This window comes from Paraflavitalea devenefica (assembly GCF_011759375.1).
Taxonomy (GTDB): domain Bacteria; phylum Bacteroidota; class Bacteroidia; order Chitinophagales; family Chitinophagaceae; genus Paraflavitalea; species Paraflavitalea devenefica.
This window is the reverse complement of record NZ_JAARML010000002.1, coordinates 18,065-41,630: the sequence shown is the minus strand read 5'-3', so window position 1 is coordinate 41,630 and position 23,566 is coordinate 18,065. Positions and strand designations below refer to the sequence as shown.

Annotated in this window: 11 protein-coding genes; 2 read left to right on the top strand and 9 right to left on the bottom strand. The window is 48.3% G+C overall.

The window, feature by feature from the left end; genetic code table 11:
* Window positions 1-100: 100 nt before the first annotated feature.
* The 6 genes from HB364_RS09830 to HB364_RS09805 all read right to left on the bottom strand — a co-directional run bounded on the left by HB364_RS09830 (window position 101) and on the right by HB364_RS09805 (window position 9,947).
* Window positions 101-1,762, bottom strand: a complete 1,662-nt coding sequence (locus HB364_RS09830) for a sensor histidine kinase (RefSeq protein ID WP_167287818.1) — start codon at window positions 1,760-1,762, stop codon at window positions 101-103.
* Window positions 1,763-2,015: 253 nt separating this feature from the next.
* Entirely contained in the window at window positions 2,016-3,002 is a 987-nt protein-coding gene (locus HB364_RS09825; RefSeq protein ID WP_167287817.1) for an aldo/keto reductase, read from the bottom strand.
* 19 nt (window positions 3,003-3,021) lie between these two features.
* Complete coding sequence (locus HB364_RS09820; protein ID WP_167287816.1) at window positions 3,022-4,149, bottom strand: efflux RND transporter periplasmic adaptor subunit; 1,128 nt, start codon at window positions 4,147-4,149, stop codon at window positions 3,022-3,024.
* A gap of 98 nt (window positions 4,150-4,247) precedes the next feature.
* Window positions 4,248-7,469 (bottom strand): efflux RND transporter permease subunit, encoded by a 3,222-nt coding sequence (locus tag HB364_RS09815; RefSeq protein ID WP_167287815.1) that lies wholly within the window; start codon window positions 7,467-7,469, stop codon window positions 4,248-4,250.
* 7 nt (window positions 7,470-7,476) lie between these two features.
* Window positions 7,477-8,874: a TolC family protein gene (locus HB364_RS09810; protein WP_167287814.1), complete on the bottom strand. Its 1,398-nt coding sequence runs from the start codon at window positions 8,872-8,874 to the stop codon at window positions 7,477-7,479.
* A gap of 149 nt (window positions 8,875-9,023) precedes the next feature.
* Entirely contained in the window at window positions 9,024-9,947 is a 924-nt protein-coding gene (locus tag HB364_RS09805; RefSeq protein ID WP_167287813.1) for a helix-turn-helix domain-containing protein, read from the bottom strand.
* A 132-nt stretch (window positions 9,948-10,079) separates the two neighbouring features.
* Here HB364_RS09805 and HB364_RS09800 point away from each other — a divergent pair, with 132 nt between their 5' ends.
* Window positions 10,080-10,640, top strand: a complete 561-nt coding sequence (locus HB364_RS09800; RefSeq protein WP_208419923.1) for a helix-turn-helix domain-containing protein — start codon at window positions 10,080-10,082, stop codon at window positions 10,638-10,640.
* A gap of 318 nt (window positions 10,641-10,958) precedes the next feature.
* Window positions 10,959-13,619, top strand: a complete 2,661-nt coding sequence (gene ppsA, locus HB364_RS09795) for a phosphoenolpyruvate synthase (protein ID WP_246228460.1) — start codon at window positions 10,959-10,961, stop codon at window positions 13,617-13,619.
* 107 nt (window positions 13,620-13,726) lie between these two features.
* Here ppsA and HB364_RS09790 read toward each other — a convergent pair whose 3' ends face one another.
* From HB364_RS09790 to HB364_RS09780, 3 genes are all read right to left on the bottom strand, one after another.
* Window positions 13,727-15,127: an autotransporter outer membrane beta-barrel domain-containing protein gene (locus HB364_RS09790; RefSeq protein ID WP_167287811.1), complete on the bottom strand. Its 1,401-nt coding sequence runs from the start codon at window positions 15,125-15,127 to the stop codon at window positions 13,727-13,729.
* 82 nt (window positions 15,128-15,209) lie between these two features.
* Entirely contained in the window at window positions 15,210-20,429 is a 5,220-nt protein-coding gene (locus tag HB364_RS09785) for a T9SS type A sorting domain-containing protein (protein ID WP_167287810.1), read from the bottom strand.
* Between the two features lie 113 nt (window positions 20,430-20,542).
* Window positions 20,543-23,341, bottom strand: coding sequence for an immunoglobulin domain-containing protein (locus tag HB364_RS09780; RefSeq protein WP_167287809.1), 2,799 nt, complete (start codon window positions 23,339-23,341; stop codon window positions 20,543-20,545).
* Between the last annotated feature and the right edge of the window lie 225 nt (window positions 23,342-23,566).

The window sequence follows — 23,566 nt, the reverse complement described above, 5'->3', positions numbered from 1 at the left end:
CACGAAGGTCCCACCCAAAAAAGTTCGACACAATGGCCACTTTCAGGGATAGGTTGTATAAAGCGGAGCTTTGTTATTGTATTGTTATGTAAAAATGGGGTCAGGAGTTAACAGGCTGCCGGCTACCCTGGATAGGCGCATCTTCGGTATGAACAGGCTGGTCGGCAATGGTAAAGTAAAAGGTACTGCCTTTACCGGGCGACGATTCTACCCAGATCGTGCCACCATGTAATTCAACGATCTTTTTACAGTGGGCCAGGCCAATACCCGATCCTTCATAGTCGGACCGGTTATGCAATCGCTGGAAAATAATAAAGATCCTGTCCTGGTGACCGGGATCAATACCGATGCCATTATCGCGGACAGCAAATTTCCAATGCCCGTCTTCGGAGCGTGCAGAAATACCTACCATGGGTGATACGCCGGGCCTTCTGAATTTAATAGCATTGGTAATGAGGTTCTGGAACAACAGTTTAAACTCTGTGGGAAAAGCACTGATCACCGGCAGTTCATCCGTTTTAATGACAGCCTCGCTTTCCCTGATCACCGAATCCAGGTCGGTCAGCACTTCCCTCAACACCACATTGCAGTCAACTTTCACAAACTGCTTTTCCCGTCCTATCCGGGAATAATCCAGCAGGTCTTTGATCAGTGTTTTCATGCGGTCTGATGACTGGGCGATATAATCGAGGTACCTGTCGGCATGTTCATCCAGCATTCCCCGGTATTGTTTGCGGAGGGCCTCCACAAATCCGGTAGTAGTCCTTAATGGTTCCTGCAGATCATGGGAAGCCACGTAGGCAAATTGTTCCAGTTCCTTGTTCTTGCGCTCCAGTTCGGCTGTACGCTGCTGTACTTTGCGCTCCAGGTTGATATTCGTTTCCTGGATCACGTCTGTCATACGTTCCAGCTCAGCCGTCATTTTATTAAAGTCATTGGCCAGTATCCCGATCTCATCTTTGGAAAATGCTTTTGCCCGGCTACTCAGATCGCCCTGTGTAACAGCCTGCGCTGTATGTAAGATCTCATTCAATCCTTTCTGGATACTGCGGCTCACCAGGATAGCCAATACCAGCCCGGTAAGTTCTACTGTGAGGGCAATAATGAACAGTATCCGCAATACCAGGTTTTCCAGCCAGCGGGAGCCTTCTCCCAGTGTAAAGGAAAACTTATCCTCGATGGGCGTTAATTTTTCATTCAGCGGATCAATTTCCTGCAATATGGCACTGATACGCTCTACAGATGGATTGGGAGCATTGATCTCCCGGTGCAGTTTATCGCCAATCACATAAAACCCGGGCACCAGGTTGTCAGCGTCAACCCATGCTTTAATGGCCCTGCTGATGTAGTAATTGTTATTGAACCTCCGGAACAGTTTGATCATGCCGTCCACATCATCCGGGTGGTTGCGTCCTTCTATCAGGCCCTGTCTCGCTACCTGCATATCCGGGTTGGGCTTGGCCAATTCCGCCAATGCTTTATGATCGCCCATGGGCACTTTCATAAACTCTTTGAATTCCAGGTAATCGGCCTCATTCCTGCTGCGGCCATATTTGAGCAATTGGTACATGGCATCTTTCTGGGCCTTGGACCAAAGTCCTTCCCCATTCACATAGGCCCTTACAGAGGAAAGTGTATTAATGGAAAATACAAGTGCGCCCAGTTCAATCGCAATCAGCAGGGCCATGATGCCTACGGTGAAGTACAGTTTTCTGGCAATCGAGACATTCCTGAACCACCGGGTTATGGAGATTCCTTTCATGTTGAGTGATTTAGACGAGCCCTGGTTCTTTTTACAGGTATAGGAATTTTACGTGAATGATAGCAATCACGTAGAAATGTACGAAGATTTTAGGACGAATTACACGAATTGGAGGCGAATTACACGAATTCTTGCCGCAGAACAATATTAAAAGGAATGGCAAGTGGGGGAAGGCAGGCAAGTGGTAAATGGCGAGTAGCTAGTGGGCTTATGCGCGGCAACAGCCCACTAGCCACTAGCTACTCGCTACTTGCTATTTATTGACCAGCTTCATAGCGCCTTCACTGTAACGCTCACCGGCAGCGGGGTATTTTTTCAACAATCCTTCCATCTCCTGCAGGTCGGCAGGTGTTAACACCACATTCACCGCACCGGCATTTTCTTCCAGGTATTTTCTCTTTTTGGTACCGGGGATAGGAATGATATTATCTCCTTGCGCTAATACCCATGCGAGCGCCAGTTGCGCCGGCGTACAATTTTTGTCCTTTGCGAAGGCAGCAAAGGCAGCTACCAGCTTTTGGTTGTTATCCCAGTTGGCTTCATCATTGAAGCGGGGCAATGTTCTGCGGAAATCATCTGCCGCCAGTTGATCCTTATCCTGTACAGTGGCAGTGATCAATCCTCTTCCCAACGGACTATAGGGTACCAATGAAATACCCAGCTCACGGACCACAGGCAGTATCTCATTTTCCACCCCGCGTGTTACCACCGCATATTCACTTTGCAGGGCTGCAATAGGGTGTACCGCATGCGCCTTGCGGATAGAGGCGACAGAGGCTTCTGACAAACCAAGGTAACGCACCTTACCTTCTTTCACCAGTTGGGCCATCGCTCCTACCATTTCTTCCACAGGCACATTGGGATCAATACGGTGGGCATAGTACAGGTCGATGGTATCAATTTTCAAACGCTTCAGGCTGCCTTCCACCGCATTTTTAAGATGGGCCACCGACCCATCAAAGTAATTGGTGCCATCTTCGCGTAAGCGGAAGCCAAACTTGGTAGCAATGAAAACTTTATCACGGTTGGGCACCAGCACTTTTGAGATGAGCTCTTCATTTTTGCCATATCCATACATATCGGCGGTATCCCAGAAGTTGATACCAAGGTCCAACGCACGATGCAGGGTAGCAATAGATTCTGTGTCGTCGACTGGTCCATAGGCAAAGCTCATACCCATGCAACCCAGGCCAATAGCTGATAGCTGCTCGCCTGTTTTTCCGAGTGTTCTGTACTGCATAAGATTCAATTTAGTATGTTTATTTAAACGCAGCTACCGCTTTCACGTGCTGCACATCTGATCCTTCTCTTATTTCTTCGCTGGCTTTCTTCACCAGTTGATCACCGGGTTGCAGGCCTGCCCCATAGATCTCGATCTTACCACCGGACTCACGGCCTTTCTTTACATCCACCCACTCCGCTTTATGGTTCACAATACGGATCACGAATGTTCTTTCCGGTGAATTGACCAGGGCTGTTTTCGGAACGATCAGAATACTGTCTTTGGCCGGGAACGGGATGTTGACTTCTGCGATCATGCCAGGCAATAATCTTTTATTGTTGTTCTCCACATCTATTTCTATGCGTTCTGAACGCAGCCTGTTGTCCAACGCGCCCGATAAACGATTGATATGACCTTTGAATGTTTCATTGGGTATGGCCTTCACTGTGAACTCCACCGGGTTTTTATGATCGAGGTATCCAATATAGGCTTCGGGTACTGCTACCACCAGCCTCAACTTGCGTTGCTCCTGCAAGGTGAACATGGGGAACTCCGATCCCTTGCCGGAAGGACCTACATACGCACCGGTATTGGCATTGCGCGCACTGATCACGCCATTGAAGGGCGCCCTGATCTCCAGGTATCCCCGGGTGATCATGACTTCTTTGTGCGCTGCTTTGGCCGCTTCCCATTGCGCCAGGTCGGAATTCTTTCTGGCGGCTGCCTGGTCCAGGTCGTTCTGAGAAATAGTGCCTGGCGTTTTGCTCGTTTCGTACAGGCGGTCATATTGTGATTTGCTGGCAGTATAGATTGCCTCCTGTGATTTCAGTCTCGACTCTGCCGCAGCCAGCCTTGAATTGAGCTCTGGCGCTTCCAGTGAAGCCAGCAATTGTCCGGCCTTTACCTCAGCACCTACATCCACATACAACTTGCGCACAAAGCTGTTCTCTTTGGCATAGAGATCTACCTGCTGCCAGGCGATCAACTCTGCAGGTGTTTGGAAGGCAGTAGACAATTTGTCTTTCTCTAAAGGGAATACATCAATAGCTGCCGGTAAAGCCGCTACGGCATCATCTTTTTTCTTCTCTCCGTGAGAAGAATTGCAGGCTATATAGATCATGCACAGGCTGATAAATACAACGGGTGAAACATTTATTGCTTTCATAATATTTTGTTTTAAGGCACGAGGGGCAGCCCCTACAGGGCTGTGAAAACCTATTGACGTTAATTTCTACAAAGCGGAAGCCCCTAAAGGGGCAATGCTTAGCTATCGCCCACATAAAACCTGCTCTCTTTATCTTCCGGGTCGAGGGAAACAGAAGCGATAGACGCTTTCCCCTGTACCCAGGCAAATACCGAGGGCAATAAGAGCAAGGTAGCAAACGTAGAAGCGATCAGACCACCGATCACCGCTCTTGCCAAAGGCGATACCTGGTCGCCTGCCTCACCCAGCCCGGCTGCCATGGGGACCATTCCCACTACCATCGCCACACTGGTCATCAGGATAGGACGTAACCGCAGGGCCGCCGCTTCCCGGGCGCTCTGCAGGGCATTGCCATTGTGCTTGCGCAACTGCTCGGCATTGGTGATCAGTAATACCGCATTCGCAATAGATACCCCTACCGACATGATGATACCCATGTATGACTGCAGATTCAATGTAGAGCCAGTAGCCAGCAACATCAGCAAAGCACCCAGCAATACCGCCGGCACTGTTGTCAGCACCACCAGTGATACTTTGAACGACTGGAAGTTGGCGGCCAGCATGAGGAAGATCACCACAATGGCTACGATCAAACCCGACTGTAAACTATCCAATGTTTCTGTCAGTACCTGCCCCATTCCTATTGGTTCAACGGTCAGGCCGCGGGGCAGTTCACCCAGCGCAGCAATGGCCGCTTTTACATCAGTAGTTGCAGTGCCCAGGTCTATATCCACCAGGTTGGCCGTTACTGATACAATCGGCATAGCGCCCAGGTTATCATTTTCGCCATAAGTAGTGTCGGTTTCAATAGTAGCTACATCACTCAGTACCGGGCGTGGGGCGTTCCTGAATACGGGAATCTCACCAATGCTATGAATACTGGCCATCTTATTTTCAGGCACCTGCACCTGTACACTGTAGCTCAATCCGGCTTTTTCATCCAGCCACACATTTTTTTCTGTATAGCGCGAAGAAGAAGTGGAAGCAATCAGTGAGCGGGAGATATCCGACATGTCAACACCCAATTGGGCGGCTTTTATCCTGTCGATATTAATGTTAAGCGCCGGGTATCTTATTGGCTGCGCAATTTGTATATCACGCAGGTAGCTGATCTGACGCAGCTTATCCATCAGCTTATAAGCATACTCTTCATTGAGCTTTTTATTCCGCCCGGATAGCCGCACTTCCACGGGTGTAGGCGATCCCTGGCTCAATATTTTATCGGTAAGCTCAATAGGCTCAAACGACAGTTTTACGTCCGGCATGGCATGGGCTACTTCAGCCCGTATCTTTTCCTTGAGCTCATCCATGTTCACTTTATAATCTTCCTGCAGGGCCAACTGCAATACCGCTTCATGCGGACCACTGGTGAACAGGTAGATGGGACTGATGGAAAATAAGGCCGGGTGCTGGCCCACAAAAGCCGAACTAATAGCAATATTGCCCTTGCCTACGATCTGTCCCACTATGTCCAGCAACTTCACCATTTTTTGTTCGGTACGCTCTATCCGCATGCCTTCCGGCGCCCGCAACCGCACCTGGAACTGTTCGCCATTTACTTTGGGCAATACATCGCGCCCGATATTGGAGAGCAATAGCATCACCGCTCCAATAGTCACTATCAAAGAAGCTGCCACTACCGGCTTGCGGAACCGTAACAAACGATCGAGGAAGCGCATGTAGCGTCCGCGGAATTTTTCAAAGCGGGTGAGCTTACCATTGCTGTTTGCATGGGCCCTTTCGGCCATGGCGGCCTTCAGCTCCCAGTCTTCCTGATGTTCCGTTGCCACCACAGGCGTACCCTTATGCGCTTTCATGATCCAGTTGGCCATGACTGGCACAAAGGTTTGCGAGAGGAAGTAAGACACGATCATAGAAAAGCCGATGGCCAGCGACAGTGGCAGGAACAAAGAACCCGGAATGCCCTGCATGGTAAAGGCCGGTGCAAATACCGCGAGGATACAGAAAAGGATCAATAGTTTCGGGAAAGCTATTTCCTTACAGGCATCCCAGATGGCTTTGGCCTTGGGCTTGCCCATATCGAGGTGCTGGTGGATGTTCTCGATCGTCACCGTCGATTCATCTACAAGAATACCAATGGCGAGTGACAGACCGCTCAGCGTCATGATATTGATCGTTTGACCCAACAGTTGCAGGAATAATACGCCCGATATAATAGATGTAGGGATGGTGAGGATCACGATGAGCGCTCCCCTTGCATCGCCCAGGAACATTAGCACCATCAATCCCGTAAGGATGGCGCCGATGGCTCCTTCACTCAGCAGGCTCTTTACCGCATTGATCACATATACCGACTGATCAAATTCATAGGACAATTTTACATCTTCGGGAAGCTGTGCCTGGAACTTAGGCAGGGCAGCTTTCAGTTTCTGCACCACTTCCCAGGTAGAGGCATCTGCCGACTTGGCAATACTTAAATACACAGAGCGTTTTCCATTCACCAGGGCGTAGCCCATAGTAATATCAGCGCCGTCCTCCACGGTAGCTACATCCCGCAGGTACAGGTTCTGTACGCCACCTTTGAACAAAGGCATGTTCTCAAAGTCTTTTACTGTTTTAATGACCGTATTGGCCGGCGTTATATAATTATAATCACCAATGCGCACATTACCACCGGGCGATACCTGGTTGTTGACCCGCAATGCTTCTACCAGTTGATCGGGTGTAAGCTGGTGTGAACGCAATAGTTCAGGATCGGCTTTGATAACGACGGTGCGGATATTACCACCAAAGGGAGGTGAACCCACCAAGCCCGGAATGGAAGTAAAGGCAGCCCGCACATACACATTGGCCATATCCATCAATTCATTGTTGGTGCGGGTAGGACTGCTCAATACCAGTTGCCCTACCGGCAGGGTGGAAGCATCAAAGCGTATGATGAAAGGCGGTTGTGATCCCGGTGGGAAGATGGCCTGCGCCCGATTACAGAAGGCGCTCAATTCTGCAGCGGCCTGCGCCATGTTGGTGTTGGGATAAAAAGTGATCTTCATCAGGGTAAGTCCCTGCGAGTTCCTGGTCTCAATGGTCTTGATACCATTTACAAACAATAATATATTAATGTACTGCTTGCCGAAGAAGGCTTCCATCTGTGAAGGTGTATAACCACCGAAAGGGTGTGAAATATAGATTACCGGCAGGTTCATCTGCGGAAATATATCCACCTTGATGGTACGTACAGCGCTGATACCAAAAAACAATAACCCGGCTACCAATACCAGTATGGAGATAGGTTTTCTAAGTGCGGTTCTTATCAGTCCCATGGTTCAATTAAAACTCATTAAAAAATAAAGCGAAATCTCCGGTGGCGGCTGCTTTCAATAACAGTGCCTGCCATACATTGTTATAGGCAATGGCACGGTCTGTTTCAGCACGGTTCAGTGCATAGAGGGCCTGCGTTACATCCACCATATTCGTAAGCCCGTTCTTATACAATACCGATTTCTGGAGGTACGCATCGGAAGCAGCTTTTACCTGCACCGGCGCCTCCCGGTAGTTGTCCAATGCATTGGTGATCTTGTTATCGGCCAGCACCAACTGGGCCTTTAATCGCTGATCAGTAAGATCATATTCATCTTTCAATGCCTGTGATATAAATTTCTGAGCAGTTACCTGCTGCTGTATCCGTAAAGGAGTGGTAAGGTTCCAGACCATGCCCACGCCCAGCAGGTAGTTGGCGCGCACCGGGTCGATCCCTTTCCCGTAACTCTGGCTGTATTTATCCAGGCCTTGTATGCCATAGTTAGGGTCGAAGCCGGAACCTCTTCCCTGAAAAACGCCAAACAAGGTGAACGTGGGGTAATTGAAGGTCCTGAAATATTTTGCCTGTTCATTACTCAGGTCAATACGGCGCTGGTAAAAAGCAAGCAACGGGTGTTGCTGGCGATTGGTAGCCGTATCATAAAAAGCTGCCGGTATACGGGCCACAAATTGGGTATCCAGTATGAAGTCCTGCATAGGCACACCCATTAATATAGCCAGTTGGTTGGCCTGTTCCTGCTCATAATCCTTTGCCCGTGTTAATACTATTCTGGCGCCGGATACTTCGGCATTTGCCAGGGAAGAATCTACCCCCGCATTCAGGCCGTTCTTTACACGCGTGGTCACGATTCCCTGCAAAGCCACTGCCCTGTCGAGGTTATTTTGCCAGGATTGGGTAAGCCGTTGCGCCGCCAGCAGGTTCATGTAAGCAGCCGATACCCGTATCTCATGCTGGAATTGTTCCTGCGCCAGGTCACTTTCATCCCGGGCCACTACTGCCTGTGCTGTTTTGATCTTTTCCTTCGCTCGGCCAAAGGAAAAGAAGTCCCAGTTGACATTGGTGAGGTATAGTGCGCCGAAGGCCGCATGCCAATTTTGTTCTGCCAGTGGTTGTCCGGAAGAAGAGGCTGCGCTTGCTCCACGAAGTGCGTATAACGGGCCTGTTTGACCGTTCACTGTTCCATAGTCATGCTGAAAGGAAATACTAAGATCGGGCAGGTATTCCTTAACGCTTTGCTTAACGGTAGCTTTGGAAGCATTGACATAATTGACCTTTGCTTTAATAGCGCTGTAATTGTGCAGGGCTGTTTGTACAGCCTCCTTCAGGGTAAGCACCTGCGCTTCCGCTACCTGGAAGCAGAAGATGCTTAGCAGCCCTGTCAGGCTAACCAGTTGATTTCTTGACATGCTTATGAGTTACAATCTGTGTGATTTTCAGAGATGGCAGGCGAACGTTTAAAAAGGGTACTGATTAAAGTATGTATATGTAAAGGTATCCAAGGACACCAGCACAACCGTTATACATTTCAAACAAAAAGCTATAAAATTCAAACAAGCTATGCCCGGAATGATCTGGGCGTTTGTTGCGTTTGTTTTTTAAAGAAGTTGTTAAAGTAGGCGGGGTATTCAAAACCAAGACTATAGGCTATCTCAGACACGTTCCAGTTGGTATGCAGCAACAGGGCCTTCGCTTCTTTCACAATACGATCGGCTATATGCTCGGTAGTTGTTTTGCCGGTGACCTCCTTTACTACGCGGTTCAGGTGATTGGCGTGGACCGATAGGTGCAGGGCATAATCACCCGCTGTTTTCAGCTTCAGCACATGGTCGGGCGAGTCAATAGGGAACTGCCTTTCCAGCAATTCAATAAATAAAGCAACTATTCTGGAGGAAGCATTCGTATGCTGGAAATAACTGTCGGCAGGTTTTGACTTCAATGCTTCATGAATGATCAGGTTCACATAATTGCGCAGCAGGTCATATTTATGAATGTACTCCGATTCAAGCTCCACCTGCATTTTAGCGAATATGTCGCACAGGAAATCCACCTGTTGAGGAGTGACAAAATAGATGGGATCGCCGCCTATTTTAAATAATGGCGACTCCATGATGCCTTCATTGCGGGTAGTGCGGTCGGCAAACTGCTGATCAAACAGGCAGAAGAATCCTTCCTGCCGGGAAGAAGAAGCTTCCCAGGCATAAGGGATAGTAGGATTGGAGAATAATAAAGCCGGCTTATCTATTTTGATCCCCTTGTCGGCATAATACAACATGCCCTCTCCTATAATAAGCGATATCTTATAAAAGTCACGACGGTTATACGGAGAATAGGTTTTGCAGTAGAAGTCGCTGCGCCTGTACACATTCAGGTGGCCCAACTCCTGGCGCTGGTGTTGTTTATCATAAATTACCCGCCCGGTTCCGGAAGCAGGACTGCCGATCCGTTTGTAAAAGTCGCTGATTGATTCCGCCTTACCCATAATCGAAATTATGAAATTCAAACAATGGCGGGATTAAAATGTCTTTAAATTAGACGGATTGCTGGTATGTTAAGATAGCCGGTAAGTTCTTTTCGACGGTTAACTCTCCACAATATTATTACCTTGCGCATCATGGAATTATACATCAAGAATATGGTCTGCAACCGCTGTATCCTGGTAGTAAAGCAGGTATTTGAACAGGAAGGCCTTCACCCGGTGAATGTGAAACTGGGAGAAGTAGAGTTGGAAAAAACGCCCAACAGCAAACAACTGGAAGCCATTAAGACCAACCTGACCTCCCTGGGGTTTGAAATACTGAACGACCAGAAACGAAAGACCATTGAGCAAATACGCACTACCATTATCCGACTTATCCATGCCGGGGAACTGGATGATAACCATAAGTTTTCCGTGCTGCTGTCCGATACCCTGCATAAAGATTACTCTTACCTCAGCAAGCTGTTTTCGGAAGTGGAAGGCATCACCATTGAGAAATACGTGATCCTGCAAAGAATAGAACGGGTAAAAGAGTTGCTGACGTATGGTGAATTAAGCCTCAGCGAGATCGCCTTCCAGCTCGGCTATAGCAGCGTGGCCCACCTCTCGGCCCAGTTTAAAAAGACAACAGGCTTTAACCCTTCGGAATTCAGGAAACAGAAAGACCACCACCGCAAGCCATTGGATAACGTATAATTCAACATTTTTTAACAGGTAACACCGAATTATATAAACAATACCTGAAATCGTATAACAGCACAGCCTGCTCCGGGCAATAGTTTTGCATTCAAAGAAATGGATGTATATGATCCATGGGAATGTATTCCTCCGTTATAATAAACAGGATATTGGCAATAAGGGAGTGAGAGGTGGTGAAAAATGGGATGCGCCCAACTGTACCTCAGGCTATATCCCAACCTGATGCGTATGTAAATACACCTGAATCCATACTCGAAAACAGGACAATTTAAAAGTATACAGAATCATTACATTTAATCTTTCAAAATAGAAAAGATGGAGGAAAAAAATATGAACTCGTATGTGCTCTGTTTTCAGGAGATCGACAGATCAAAGTTTATAGCTGCAGGAGGCAAGGGCGCTAATCTGGGCGAACTGTCCAGGATCAAGGGGATACGGGTACCGGAGGGTTTTTGCGTTACCACCGAAGCGTATAAAAAAATAACCGAAAATAATCAGCAGCTCAACAGCTTGCTGGATGAATTAACGCATTTTAAGGCAGAAGAGCGGTCAGCTATCAGCGAGATCAGCGCAAAGATCCGTATGGCCATCGAAAGCATACCCATTGCTGAGGATATAACCTCAGCGATCACGGGTTATCTCACAAAGTTTGATTCAACAGATGCCTTTGCTGTGCGGTCCAGCGCTACGGCAGAAGACCTGCCGACGGCATCCTTCGCAGGCCAGCAGGATACCTATTTGAACGTTATCGGAAAGGAAGCCATCCTACAACATATCAGCAGGTGCTGGGCTTCTCTATTTACGGATCGTGCGGTAATCTACCGGATGCAAAACGGCTTCGACCACCGTAAAGTGTACCTGGCTGTGGTTGTACAGAAGATGGTCTTCCCGCAGGCGGCAGGAATTTTATTCACTGCTGATCCCGTCTCTTCCAACAGGAAAGTACTATCCATTGACGCCAGCTTCGGGCTTGGTGAAGCCATGGTCTCCGGCCTCGTGAATGCTGACCACTATAAAGTGAGCAACGGAAAGGTTACTGACAAGAAGATATCCGCCAAGAAACTGGCTATTTATGCCTTACAAGACGGGGGTACACAAGAACAGGAGATCGGGCCTGAGCAGCAGAACCGGCAGGCGCTGACGGATGAGCAGATCTTACAGCTTGAGCACATGGGCAGAAAGATCGAAAAACATTTCGGCCGCCCCCAGGACATCGAATGGTGCCTGGTTGATGATACTTTTTATATTGTCCAGAGCCGGCCAATCACTACGTTATACCCGATCCCCGGCCTATTGACCCGGTCGGAGAATGATCAGGATCCCTATAGCTATGGCTATCACGTATATATATCTGTGGGTCATCAGCAAATGATGACCGACGCCCTGAAACCATTGGGATTGTCATTTTGGCTGTTAACAACTCCTGCACCTATGCGTACCGCTGCTGGGAGGTTGTTTGTTGATGTTGCACCGATGCTGGCTTCGTCTGCCGGCAGAGACACAATAATAAATGTTCTGGGAAAAAACGACCCGCTCATAAAAGACGCATTGACAACCCTCATAGACCGGGAAGATGTTATAACACCTTTGCCGGATGACAAAAAAGAGCAAGGTCCCGGTAAAGACAATAAAGGTATGTTGCATCGGGATTATCAAACACTAAAAGAATACGACCCGGCAATCGTTTCTGAATTGATCAGGAGTAATCAAGCATCGATAGAAGCATTAAAACAAAACATCCAAACAAAATCCGGATCGGAACTATTTGATTTTATCCTGGAAGATATCCAGGAATTAAGGAAAACTACGGCTGGCTCGGAAAGTTTTGGTGTGGTCATGACTGGTATGAATGCTTCCTCATGGATCAATGAAAAAATGAACGAATGGTTAGGTGAAAAAAATGCGGCAGACACCCTTTCTCAATCTGTGCCCAACAATATTACGTCGGCAATGGGCCTGGAGCTATTGGATGTCGCAGATGTGATTCGTCCATATCCGGAAGTAATTGACTATTTGAAACAGGTGAAAGATGATAACTTTTTGGATAAACTGGAGAAGTTGGATGGTGGAAAGGAAACCCGGGACGCGATCGAGGCCTATCTTAACAAATATGGAATGCGCTGTGCGGGAGAAATTGATATTACAAGAACCCGTTGGAGTGAAAACCCTGCTACACTTGTACCCATGATCCTTAGTCATATCAAAAATTTTGATCCTGGTGCCGGCAACCGGAAATTTGAACAAGGGCGACAGGAGGCTTTAAAAAAAGAACAGGAGTTATTAGAACGGTTGGCGCCATTACCGGATGGTGAACAAAAAGCCACAGCAACAAAACGAATGATCGACCTGGTCCGGAATTTCGCCGGTTATCGTGAATATCCAAAATACGTCATGGTTAGCAGGTATTTCATTTATAAGCAGGCTATCCTGAAAGAAGCGGAACAACTCGTACAGGCCGGGGTTATTCAGGAAAGAGAAGATATATACTATCTCACGTTTGAAGAGCTTCACGAAGTCGTAGACACCCATAAGCTATATTACCAGCTTATCAACAAACGAAAAGACGAATACAAACTATATGAAAAACTAACTCCCCCACGCGTTATCACGTCTGATGGTGAAATTATTGCAAGTGCGTACAAACGGGAAAATATCCCGGCCGGAGCTATTGCAGGTCTGGCCGTTTCTTCCGGAGTTATAGAGGGACGGGCACGTGTGATCTTAAACATGGAAGATGCTGATCTTTCAGCCGGAGATATATTGGTCACTTCCTTTACTGACCCTAGCTGGACACCCTTGTTTGTATCCATAAAAGGACTGGTCACCGAAGTAGGTGGACTGATGACCCATGGAGCAGTGATCGCACGTGAATATGGCTTACCGGCAGTTGTCGGCGTGGAGCATGCTACCAGGCTGATCAAAGACGGACAGAGGATCCGGGTGAATGGAACAGACGGATATGTAGAAATACTATAAAGTGTTTTACTAAAATAAATCCCCCCGCAAACGCAGGGGGATGTACTAATCAGAGACGCTTACCACCTTTATTTTAAGGCAGGCATCAAGGCCTGCGAATTGTCCTGTTATTGTTTACGTTTGGGGGAAGCAGTTTTAGCTTTCCGACTCTGGCATTCACTGAGGTCTTGTTGTACGGTAACCGTGGCAGACGCCACACAACCATTCTGCTGGTTCATGACAGTAAGGATGTAGTTACCGGGCGCACTCACCCATTCTTCAGATGAAGAGGAGGCAAAGTCTTCGGGACCTATCCAGTTATAACCTGCATTAGGCGTGGAAGAGCTGCCTGTAATAGTCACCAGGGTTTCCGTACAGGTAAGTATACCTGAAACGGTAGCTGTTACATCAGCAGGAGGCGTTTTGTTTTCCATTACTGTAAGCGGTATGGTGCGGAAGCAACCATTCACCGGGTTGGTGACCGTTAAGGCATAGAGACCACTAACTGTTACAGTAGTAATGGCCGTGGAAGCCGTAAATCCTCCGGGCCCTGCCCAGCTATAAGTAACACCTGGCGTACCGGAATTGCCCCTGATCGTTACCACAGGTATGAAGCAAGTAAGCCGGTCATTGGCAAAAGCCGTAAGGTTGATAGGGAGTACTATATCCTGCATTACCGTAACGGTATCTGTAGTAACAGCGCCACCGGCGCCTGTCACCGTTAAGGTATAGAGTCCCGGAACGTTTACAGCCGTTTGCTGATCACCAGCAGTAAAGCCATTAGGACCTGTCCAGCTATAGCTTACACCGGCAACAGAAGAAGTACCGGATAGTAATACGGTAGTATCTGTACAGGTAAGTATGCCGCTCACCGTGGCATCGGCATCTATGGTTACCTGGTCGGTACCAGATACCGCTACATTATCGAAAAAGTAGAACTCATCGGTAGCAGTGGCCCTTGCCCTCACAATGATCTGTAACATTGATCCGCTCAGTGAATCTTTTGTAATCGTAGTATTAATGGAGCTGTTATTATTGATAGCTCCACGTTTTTCCCAGAACAACTGCTCGGCGCCACCATCAATTTTATAATACAGGCTGAGGTAATCGTAATGCTCGCTGTTATCATCATCCAGTGAGCCATTGCCGGTAACGCCACTGCGTACATCAATAGCTATGGCAACATTGGTTTTGCCTGCAATATTGATGCTGCCGGATGTCCAGGTTCCGGTACCATTTACAGTAATATTGTTAATCCTGAATTCATTGCTGAATACAGCAAATCTTTGTGATGCCTGTCCGGGCCCGGTATACTGCGTTGTCCAGGGCGTAGCGCCGGTCCCTGAAAGGGTACCATTGGACAGCGCAAATTGCTCTGCCCAGAAGTCAGCAGGGGTTGTTTTTAGGGTGTGCGGTGACTGTTTCCCGCTGCCCACCGGCATACCCGGCCCAGCCCAAACCCGGCCACAGCAAAGCGCCAGTAAGACCGGTAACAGGTATGTAGGATGCTTAGGTAAAGTTGTATACATATACACCATTGGATTTGGATTTTAAAAAAGCCGGGCAATCGGCATTACGCTTCATGCCCGGCTGTTGACCCATTAGAATTACCTATTTTTTAATGGCAATCATTTTTATAGTATATGGTTTGCCATTTATTCTGATCACACAATAGTATACGCCCGGCGGCAGTAAGGTAGCATCAAACGGCAGTTTGTATAATTGTCCGGGCTGCACGGTGTTGTTGAACAACACTTTTTTGCAGGCCCCTACCGTATTGTAGATGCCAACATTCACTACCGCATTTTCCGGTGTTTTGAACTCTACATTGATCCTGTCGCTAAACGGATTCGGATAGGCTCTGTACTCCAACGCAGCTTTGCCGGATTGGGTAGCGGCAGTTTCGGACTGCACGGTTCCAGTTTTTACATTGCCTGGTTTTACGGCTTCACAACCGGTAAGATCCTGCTCTACCGTAGTAGTATCGGTAGCCGTACAACCGTTGTTGAGGTTAAGCACGGTCAGGATATAATCACCCGGGAAGAATACCAGTTCATCAGGCGAGTTAGACGCAAAGCCTTCCGGCCCCGTCCAGCTATAGCTTACATTAGGGGTAGTAGAAGAGCCATGTATTTCCGCATCGAATACCTCACAGGTAAGCGGTCCTGTATTAGACACCGTAATATCAGGAGGTGTGATGTTTTGGATCACATTGGCAACAGCGGTCCCCTTACAACCATTGACATTGTCGGTTACCGTCAGATTGTAAGGACCGGCTACTGATACCGCGGCGTTCTTTGAATTGGCTGTAAACCCGTTGGGACCTGTCCAGCTATACGAAACATTCGATGAACCGGAATTACCATTGATGTTAACGGTTTCATTAAAGCAGGTTAACTGGTCAGAACTAAAGGCCGTTACACCGGCAGGAGGTGTAGTGTTCTCCGTTACAGCTATACTATCGATCGTGGTACAACCATTGGCCGGATTGGTAACCGTTACTGTATAGGTACCACCTCCATCCACAGCAGGATTGGGAATAGCTGATGAGAAAGAAGGTCCACTCCAGCTATACGTTACGTTAGGTGTAGTAGAACTACTGTTAAGGTTTACATTAGGCGCCGTACAGGTGATCATAGCGTTGGCCGGTACAGGCGTAATAACTACAGCAGCCGGGGCTTCCATATCCTGTACAACATTATAGTTTACAAAAGCAGAACAGCCGCTGACTGTATGGGTAGCTGTCATGGTATATTCACCCTGTACAGAAGCATTAATTGCAGAAGTAGTAGCATTGAAACCTCCGGGACCACTCCAGCTATAGTTCACATTGCCGGAAGTGGCATTACCGGTAAGCGTTACCTGCGGATTGGTACAGGTAAGGGCGCCGGCATTGGCGGGAGCCGTAATGCTGAGACCAGATGGCACTATTCTGTATTCAATGATACTTGCTCCGGTCCAGGTGGTACAACCATTCGTGGTATCTGTAACCAGTAACCCGTAATTACCCGGTGTAGTAGCCGTAATGGTACCACCTGTTGCAGTGGTGCTATCGGGCCTTGTCCAGGTATATGTAACCGCGGTGGAATTGGTAGCACCTGCTGTGATCAATATGCTGGGATTTGTACAGGTCAACAGCGCCAGGTTGGGCGTTGTAGACGCTCCCGGGAATGCCCTGTTTTCCTTCACAGTATAAGTCCTGGTAGTCGTACAACCATTTGCAGGGTCGGTCACTACTACTGTATAAACGCCCGGGTTAAAGGCAGTGATGGTACTACCCGAAACACCAGACCAATCGGGACCTGACCAGCTATAGAACACACCTGGTGTGGAAGAGCTGGCAACAACATACACATGGTTCCTGTTACAGGTAAGTACACTATCAGGATCAGCAGGACCTACCTGTACATTGGCCGGTGGGGTACCTCCCTGTATTACTGTAACATCCGCCGTTGCAGAACAGCTTCCATTGCTCACTGTTAACGTATAAGTACCAGGTGTTGATGTAGAGGCATTTTGTGTAGCAGCTGTAAATCCGTTAGGACCTGTCCAGCTATAAGTTACACCCGTCGCCGTTGAACTACCCGACAAGGTAACTGAGCTGGTCATACAATCAAGCGTATCGTTTACAGAAGCGCTTGCATCAAGGCCACTTTGTGATACACCGGTAATGAGTACATTATCGAAGTAATAGAACTCGTCATTGCCGGTAGCCCTGGCGCGTACAACGATGCGGAGGCTGTCGCCATTCAAAGCACCACTGGACAGCGCTTTCAGCGTAGTGCTGTGGCTGTTCACATCCGACTTATCTTCATGGAACAGGGTTTCAGCACCATTATTGAGTTTATAATAAAACCGGATATAGTCTGCATACTCACCGGTTTCATTCATCACGCCGCTGCCTGTAACAGCACTTCTAATACCGGCAGCGATGGTAACATTGGTTTTACCCGCAATATTGATCTTGCCGGATGTCCACACCACTTCGCCGGTGGTGCCTGTATTGCTCACCCTGAACTGGTTGCCATTGGTAGCAGCTACAGCACCGGACGGGGCTGCAATTGACCAGGGCGTAGCATCTGTATCAACACTGATACCGTTAGTGGGGAATTGTTCCTGCCACAGGTTGGTAGCCACCAGGTTGGTGCTTACCAACGCTGTATCTGTAGCCGTACAATTAGTAGAAGGATCGGTTACAGTAAGTGTATAAGTACCTGCAACAGATACTGACGGGTTTTGCAGGGGGGAAGAGAAACTACCCGGACCAGACCAGCTATAGTTTACACCCGCGGTATTGGAGCTGCCCGCCAGGGTAACTGTACCGCTGCTACAGCTAATAGCCCCATTAGCGGAGGCGAGCGCAGTAAGCGTGCTTTGGTCTGTGCCGGTCACGGTTACATTGTCAAAATAATAGAACTCATCATTACCGGTAGCCCTGGCGCGTACAATGATACGCAGGCTGCTACCGCTCAATGATCCTACCGATATGGCAGTGAGTGTAGTGTTGTGACTATTGATGATGCCTTTCTTTTCGTTGAATAATACGGCAGTTCCATTATCCAGTTGATAATAGAAACGCAGGTAGTCGCCAAACTCGCCGTCAGGATTCATCACGGCGCTGTTGATGACAGAACTCCTTACGCCGGCGCTAATGCTTACATTGGATTTACCGGCAATGTTGATGCTGCCCGATGTCCATACCACTTCACTGGTAGTACCCACATTGCTTACCCTGAACTGGTTGCCGTTGGTAGCCGCTACAGCGCCAGACGGAGCTGTTATTGACCAGGACGTGGCATCGGTATCCACGCTGATACCGTTGGTGGGGAATGCTTCCTGCCACAACGTGCCCGCCACTCCATAAGCAGGGGTTACCTGTACAGACTGGACGGATGTACATCCGTTGGCCGGATCGGTTGCGGTCACGGTATAGGTGCCTGCAGCAGTAACTGAAGGATTCTTCAGGGCACTGGTGAAGCTATTGGGACCGCTCCAGCTATATTGCGCTGTAGCCAATGGTGAGCTGGCATTGATGGTAATGCTGGTAAAGCAGGCCAGGCTGCCGCCGCTGGCTGTAACGCCTGGCGCGGTCTTATTCTCCGTAACGGTTACCGGTACTGAGGCCGAACAACCATCAGTGAAGTTAGCCGTTACAACGTATTGCCCGCCTGCACTTACTGCAGGATTCTGCAGCGCAGAAGTAAATCCATTGGGGCCAGTCCACGACCAGGAAGATACCGCACTGGTAGCAGTGGCATTCAGTTGGGCAGTACCTGTACAGGTAGCCACACCTGTTACAGAAGCACTGAGGGGAGACGTTCCTGTATTATAGCCGGTAAGATTTACATTATCTAAATAATAACGCTCCGTATTACTGGAATTCCTCAGCTTTACAATGATCTGCAGGTTGCTGCCATTCAATACAGGCGAAACAACGGTATCACGGGCTGTACCAGTATTGGTTCCCTTCAACCCATTAATATCACTAAAAAGCAGTGTTTCTGTTCCGCCATCCAGTTTATAGTAAACCCTGATATAATCATCATCTTCAAAGAAATCACTGGACCCTGCAGTGCCGCTGCGCAGGTGAAGGGAGAATACCACGTTACTTTTGGAAGCAATATTAATAACCCCTGATTTCCATACGCCTTCGTTACCAGCATTAAAGGAAACCATCAGCTCATTGCTCTGCACTGAGAAAGTACCGGCGGCGGAATTCTCCAGCGTCCAGGGAGTAGCGCCCGCATCTGTTGTAGTACCATTGCCAAAAGTAAAATCTTCCAGCCAGAAACTAGAAGCGGTAACACTACCAGCCGTAACCTGTACCTGCTGGGAAGAAGTACAACCGTTGGCAGGATTGGTAACTGTAACCGTGTAAGTTCCTGCAGTAGAAACCACCGGGTTTTGCAGGGTACTGGAAAAACCAGGCCCAGACCATGAATATTGTGCATTGGCTACCTGTGAAGTAGCGCTGATGGTAACACTGCTGGCGCATCCCAATGAAGCGCCTGTGGCCGTAACACCGGGGGCCGCTTTGTTTTCAGTAACGGTAATACTGGCCGATCCGGAACCCGAGCTATTGGTGGCTACTACATTATACGTACCTGCCACGTTAATAACAGGGCTCTGGGCATTAGAAGTAAAGCTGCCGGGGCCTGTCCAGCTATAGCTAACACCGGATGCAGAAGAACTGGCACTCAGGGTTAAAGAACCATTGGTACAAGTAAGCACACCATTATTACCTGCCGAAACAGATACAGGTATACCACCCGCACAGGGACCATGTTCTTTAAACACGCGGTAATCTTCAACGTAATATTTGGAGGTTTGTGAGCCCCCGTTATTGTAGTTATAGATCCTGATAACAAACTGAACGTTACTGCCATTCAGTAAAGGAGAAATAAAATCAACAGTACCAAAGTTGCCGGTACGTTGATCAAGCAATATCTCGGCGCCTCCGTTGATCTTGTAATAGACCTTTACGTATTCTGAGCTGTTCATATCCCCTTCCGCAGTGATCTTGGTGGCTATCTGGAAATCAGTATAGCCTGCCACAGAAAACACTTTGGAATACCAAACGCCTTCACCACCCAGTTCCTGGGCATGAAAGCGGTTGGATTTTACCCAGAATATCGAACCGGACGCCACATTGGTGGCATTGAGGTACCAGCCGGTAGAACTGTTGTTTACTGTTGTGCCATCAGACAAACCGGAAAAGTTGCCCGATATGATGGGACAATCCGGCGAAGCTGCCAACTGGTTGCATAGCAAGCAAAAGATAAGTAGCAACGGTATAATGCGCTTATACCATTTCTGTAGAGGTACATTCATGAGTATTGTTTTTTTACGGTGTAAGGAAATACCAGGAGTATGGCTACTCCCGGTATTTCTATTTGGACATAGTGGTTCTGATTTGGCAACAACAGGTTTGAATAATGGCTGGTTTATTGCTTCACCAGGTGTAAGGATTGGTTAATGGTAGAGCTGCCGGTAACGCGAACGTGGTAGACACCTTTGGCCAGGTGGCCAATGGATAAAGGCAGGTTGTGTTCACCTTTATCCAGTTGTACTACTTTATTCAGTTGCACACGTCCCATCATATCAATGATGGCAACGGATATCCGGTCTTTTGATGAAAGGTTAAGGTATAGACTGGTTTGTTCTTTATTGGTAACAGATGGCCTTAATTCAATCTGCTGATTGGTAAGCGGATTGTTTACCTGTATAGGTTTGCTGTATTTCTCTTGATGGCCGGGTTCAGTTATTTTCAGGCGGTACTGGCTGATACCAGTGCCCAGGAGGTAATCGGTAAAGCTGTAGTTTGTTTTACCGGCTTCCTGGTTCACCGCGCCAATGTCTGCGAAAGCGGGACCTTTAGCCAGTTTCTGCACCACAAAAACGCCCCCCGCATCATTTCCATCCGTTTTCCAGTTAAGGCTGGCCGTGGTTTTATTAACTATCTGTGCATTAAAGGCAGTTAATGATATGGGAAGCATCGCGGCATGGCTGGCCACACTGAACTGTGTGAGTACCGTGAATGCATTGGCAGCGCGTGTAAAGGGATCAGTACCGCTGGCTGCAGCCGTAGTGCTGGTTTGCACTATGGTAGAACCATCGGAGCGTATGACTTCAGAAACTGTGCGGTTAAAGAGCGACAACTCTTCGGTATCTGCCCATCTCAATTCGAGGGAGATATTACTTCCGCCGGGCGTTGCTTCGCCTACCAGCCAGGTACGGTCAATACCCGATTGGAGAATGCCGCCGGGAATCACCTGGTCATTGACCGCAACGGTAAAGTTATCTATGGTTCCTGTATTGGTTAACAGCAGCGGATTATACGCAGCAGGAGTAGCGCCAACAGGATACAATACAGCACCATCGGCAGCATTTACCTGTTCAATGCGCAATCCTCCTAATCCTGTATTGCCGGTTCCACTGCCTCCGTTACCGGTAACGATCCAACTGGTAATGGTAGTACCATTGAAAGTAGCGCCACTGATAGGATTGCTGCCAGTCTTCATGGTCAGGATATTGGTACCTGTAACCAGTTTGGCGCTGCCGCCCAGTACGAGGTTATTGCTGATGTCAATGTTGCTTTGCATATACTTGTTACCACTTCCATTGATCTCCAGTGAACCGTGATTAGCAGGTAGTATGGGCTGATCGGCGGTGGCCGTGTAAGCCACGGTACCTTCTATATTAAATGGTCCGCTCATGGAAGTAGTTCCGCCACTGATGGTAAGCCTTGCCGCGGGTTCAATATGAAGGGCGCGGGAAAATGCCGTACCGGTAGCAGCACTGATCACCGGCATGCGGGGGGCCCAGGCGGGTATCAGCACATCTGTAGTACTGGTGGGTACACCACCACACCAGTTAGAAGCTGTATGCCAGTTGGTATTTGTTGTTCCCCTCCAGGTCCCGTCGGCCAGCACCCGCAGGGTGGCCGGGTTGGAATAAACAGTTCCACAGACGCCGGTTATAGATGCACGAAATTTGTAACCGTTCATAGCCATGGTAGCAGGGGTAAAGGAAAGCAAATTGGTGGTACTGCTGGTATTTACAGGCGCGTTGTAGTCGGACCAGGTAACACCATTGGTTCCGTTGTCCGTTTGCCATTGATAAGTAAGCGGACCACTACCGGTCGCCACCGTAACTCTGAATGCGTTGCCGATATTTATATTGGCACAGGCAAAGGTATCGCGCGGATGCGTATTGATCGTAAGCGGACTATATACGTTTAAAGTAGAGGCAGCCGTGGTGGCACATCCCAGCGCGTCTGTTACAATTACCAGGTAACCTCCTGCATGGGACGTGGTAGCGCCCGTAATGGTCAGGGTATTGGTGGTAGTACCACTATAAGGAGCAGTCTCTGTAAGAGGCGTTACCGGTGGCCCCGGACGGCTCCACTGGTAAGTAAGCGCCAGGGGGCTGGAAGCAGATACGGTGATAGTAGCATTGCCGCCTGCGCAGGCATTTGTAGTAGCAGGAGGCGGCGTGGTAATGGCTGGCTGGAATACCTTCAATGTATCATGATCGCTGGTAGCCTGGCAACCGGTAACCGTATTGGTAGCGACATAACGATATAGATTACCATCGAGTGAAACACCACTGCTGATGACCAGCAAGCCGGAGGCGGTTCCACTATATGGAGCAACATCAGTAAGATTACTCCAGGTAGTACCGTTGGTGCTCACCTGCCATTGATAGGTGAGCCCTGCAAAAATTTGTGCAGATATACTACCTCCTCCATTGGAGCAAATAGATTGTGATCCAAAACCAGTTTTCACAGTTGGCCGTGCAATGATCGTAAGCAAAGCCGGATTGGAATTAACGCTGCCCGAATTGTCTGTTACCCGGCAGCGGTACTGGTGATTATGCATGGAACTGGTAGCCACCAATACAGATAAGGTAGCTGTTCCCGAGTTGGCGTATGTACTGCCATCCAATGTAGGATTCCATGAACCTCCCCCATCGGTACTTACCTGCCACTGATAGGTCAGGGCGCTTGCTCCCGAAGCTGTTACCGTGAAAGTAGTAGCACTTCCATCACATATATTACGGGGTGAAGGATGTTGAGAGAAAGTAACTACCCGGAAATCATCAGTACCAGTACCCGAACCAGGTGCTGCTATGGCTCCTATCACAGAGGCCAATAATATAATACTGATCAAAACCGAACGGGTAATTGTTTTGGGTACCAGGTAATAGCCTACCTGTTGGATTGAGGGGGTAAAGTTTTTCATACGAACCGGGATAAGTTTAAATAGAAAATGGATCGCCTATTTGCTTTCGCAGGTACTTGATTAATGAGTGTAGGGTATACAGTTAACTAAACGTAAACGTAGTGAAAGTTATTTTTTCTCTCAAGCAAATCCAGATATATATAATATTCAAATTTACAGGAGACACACAATGTGCAATATGTGTCTTTTTAGACCTACGTCATTTTTAACTTATGTATTAAAGCC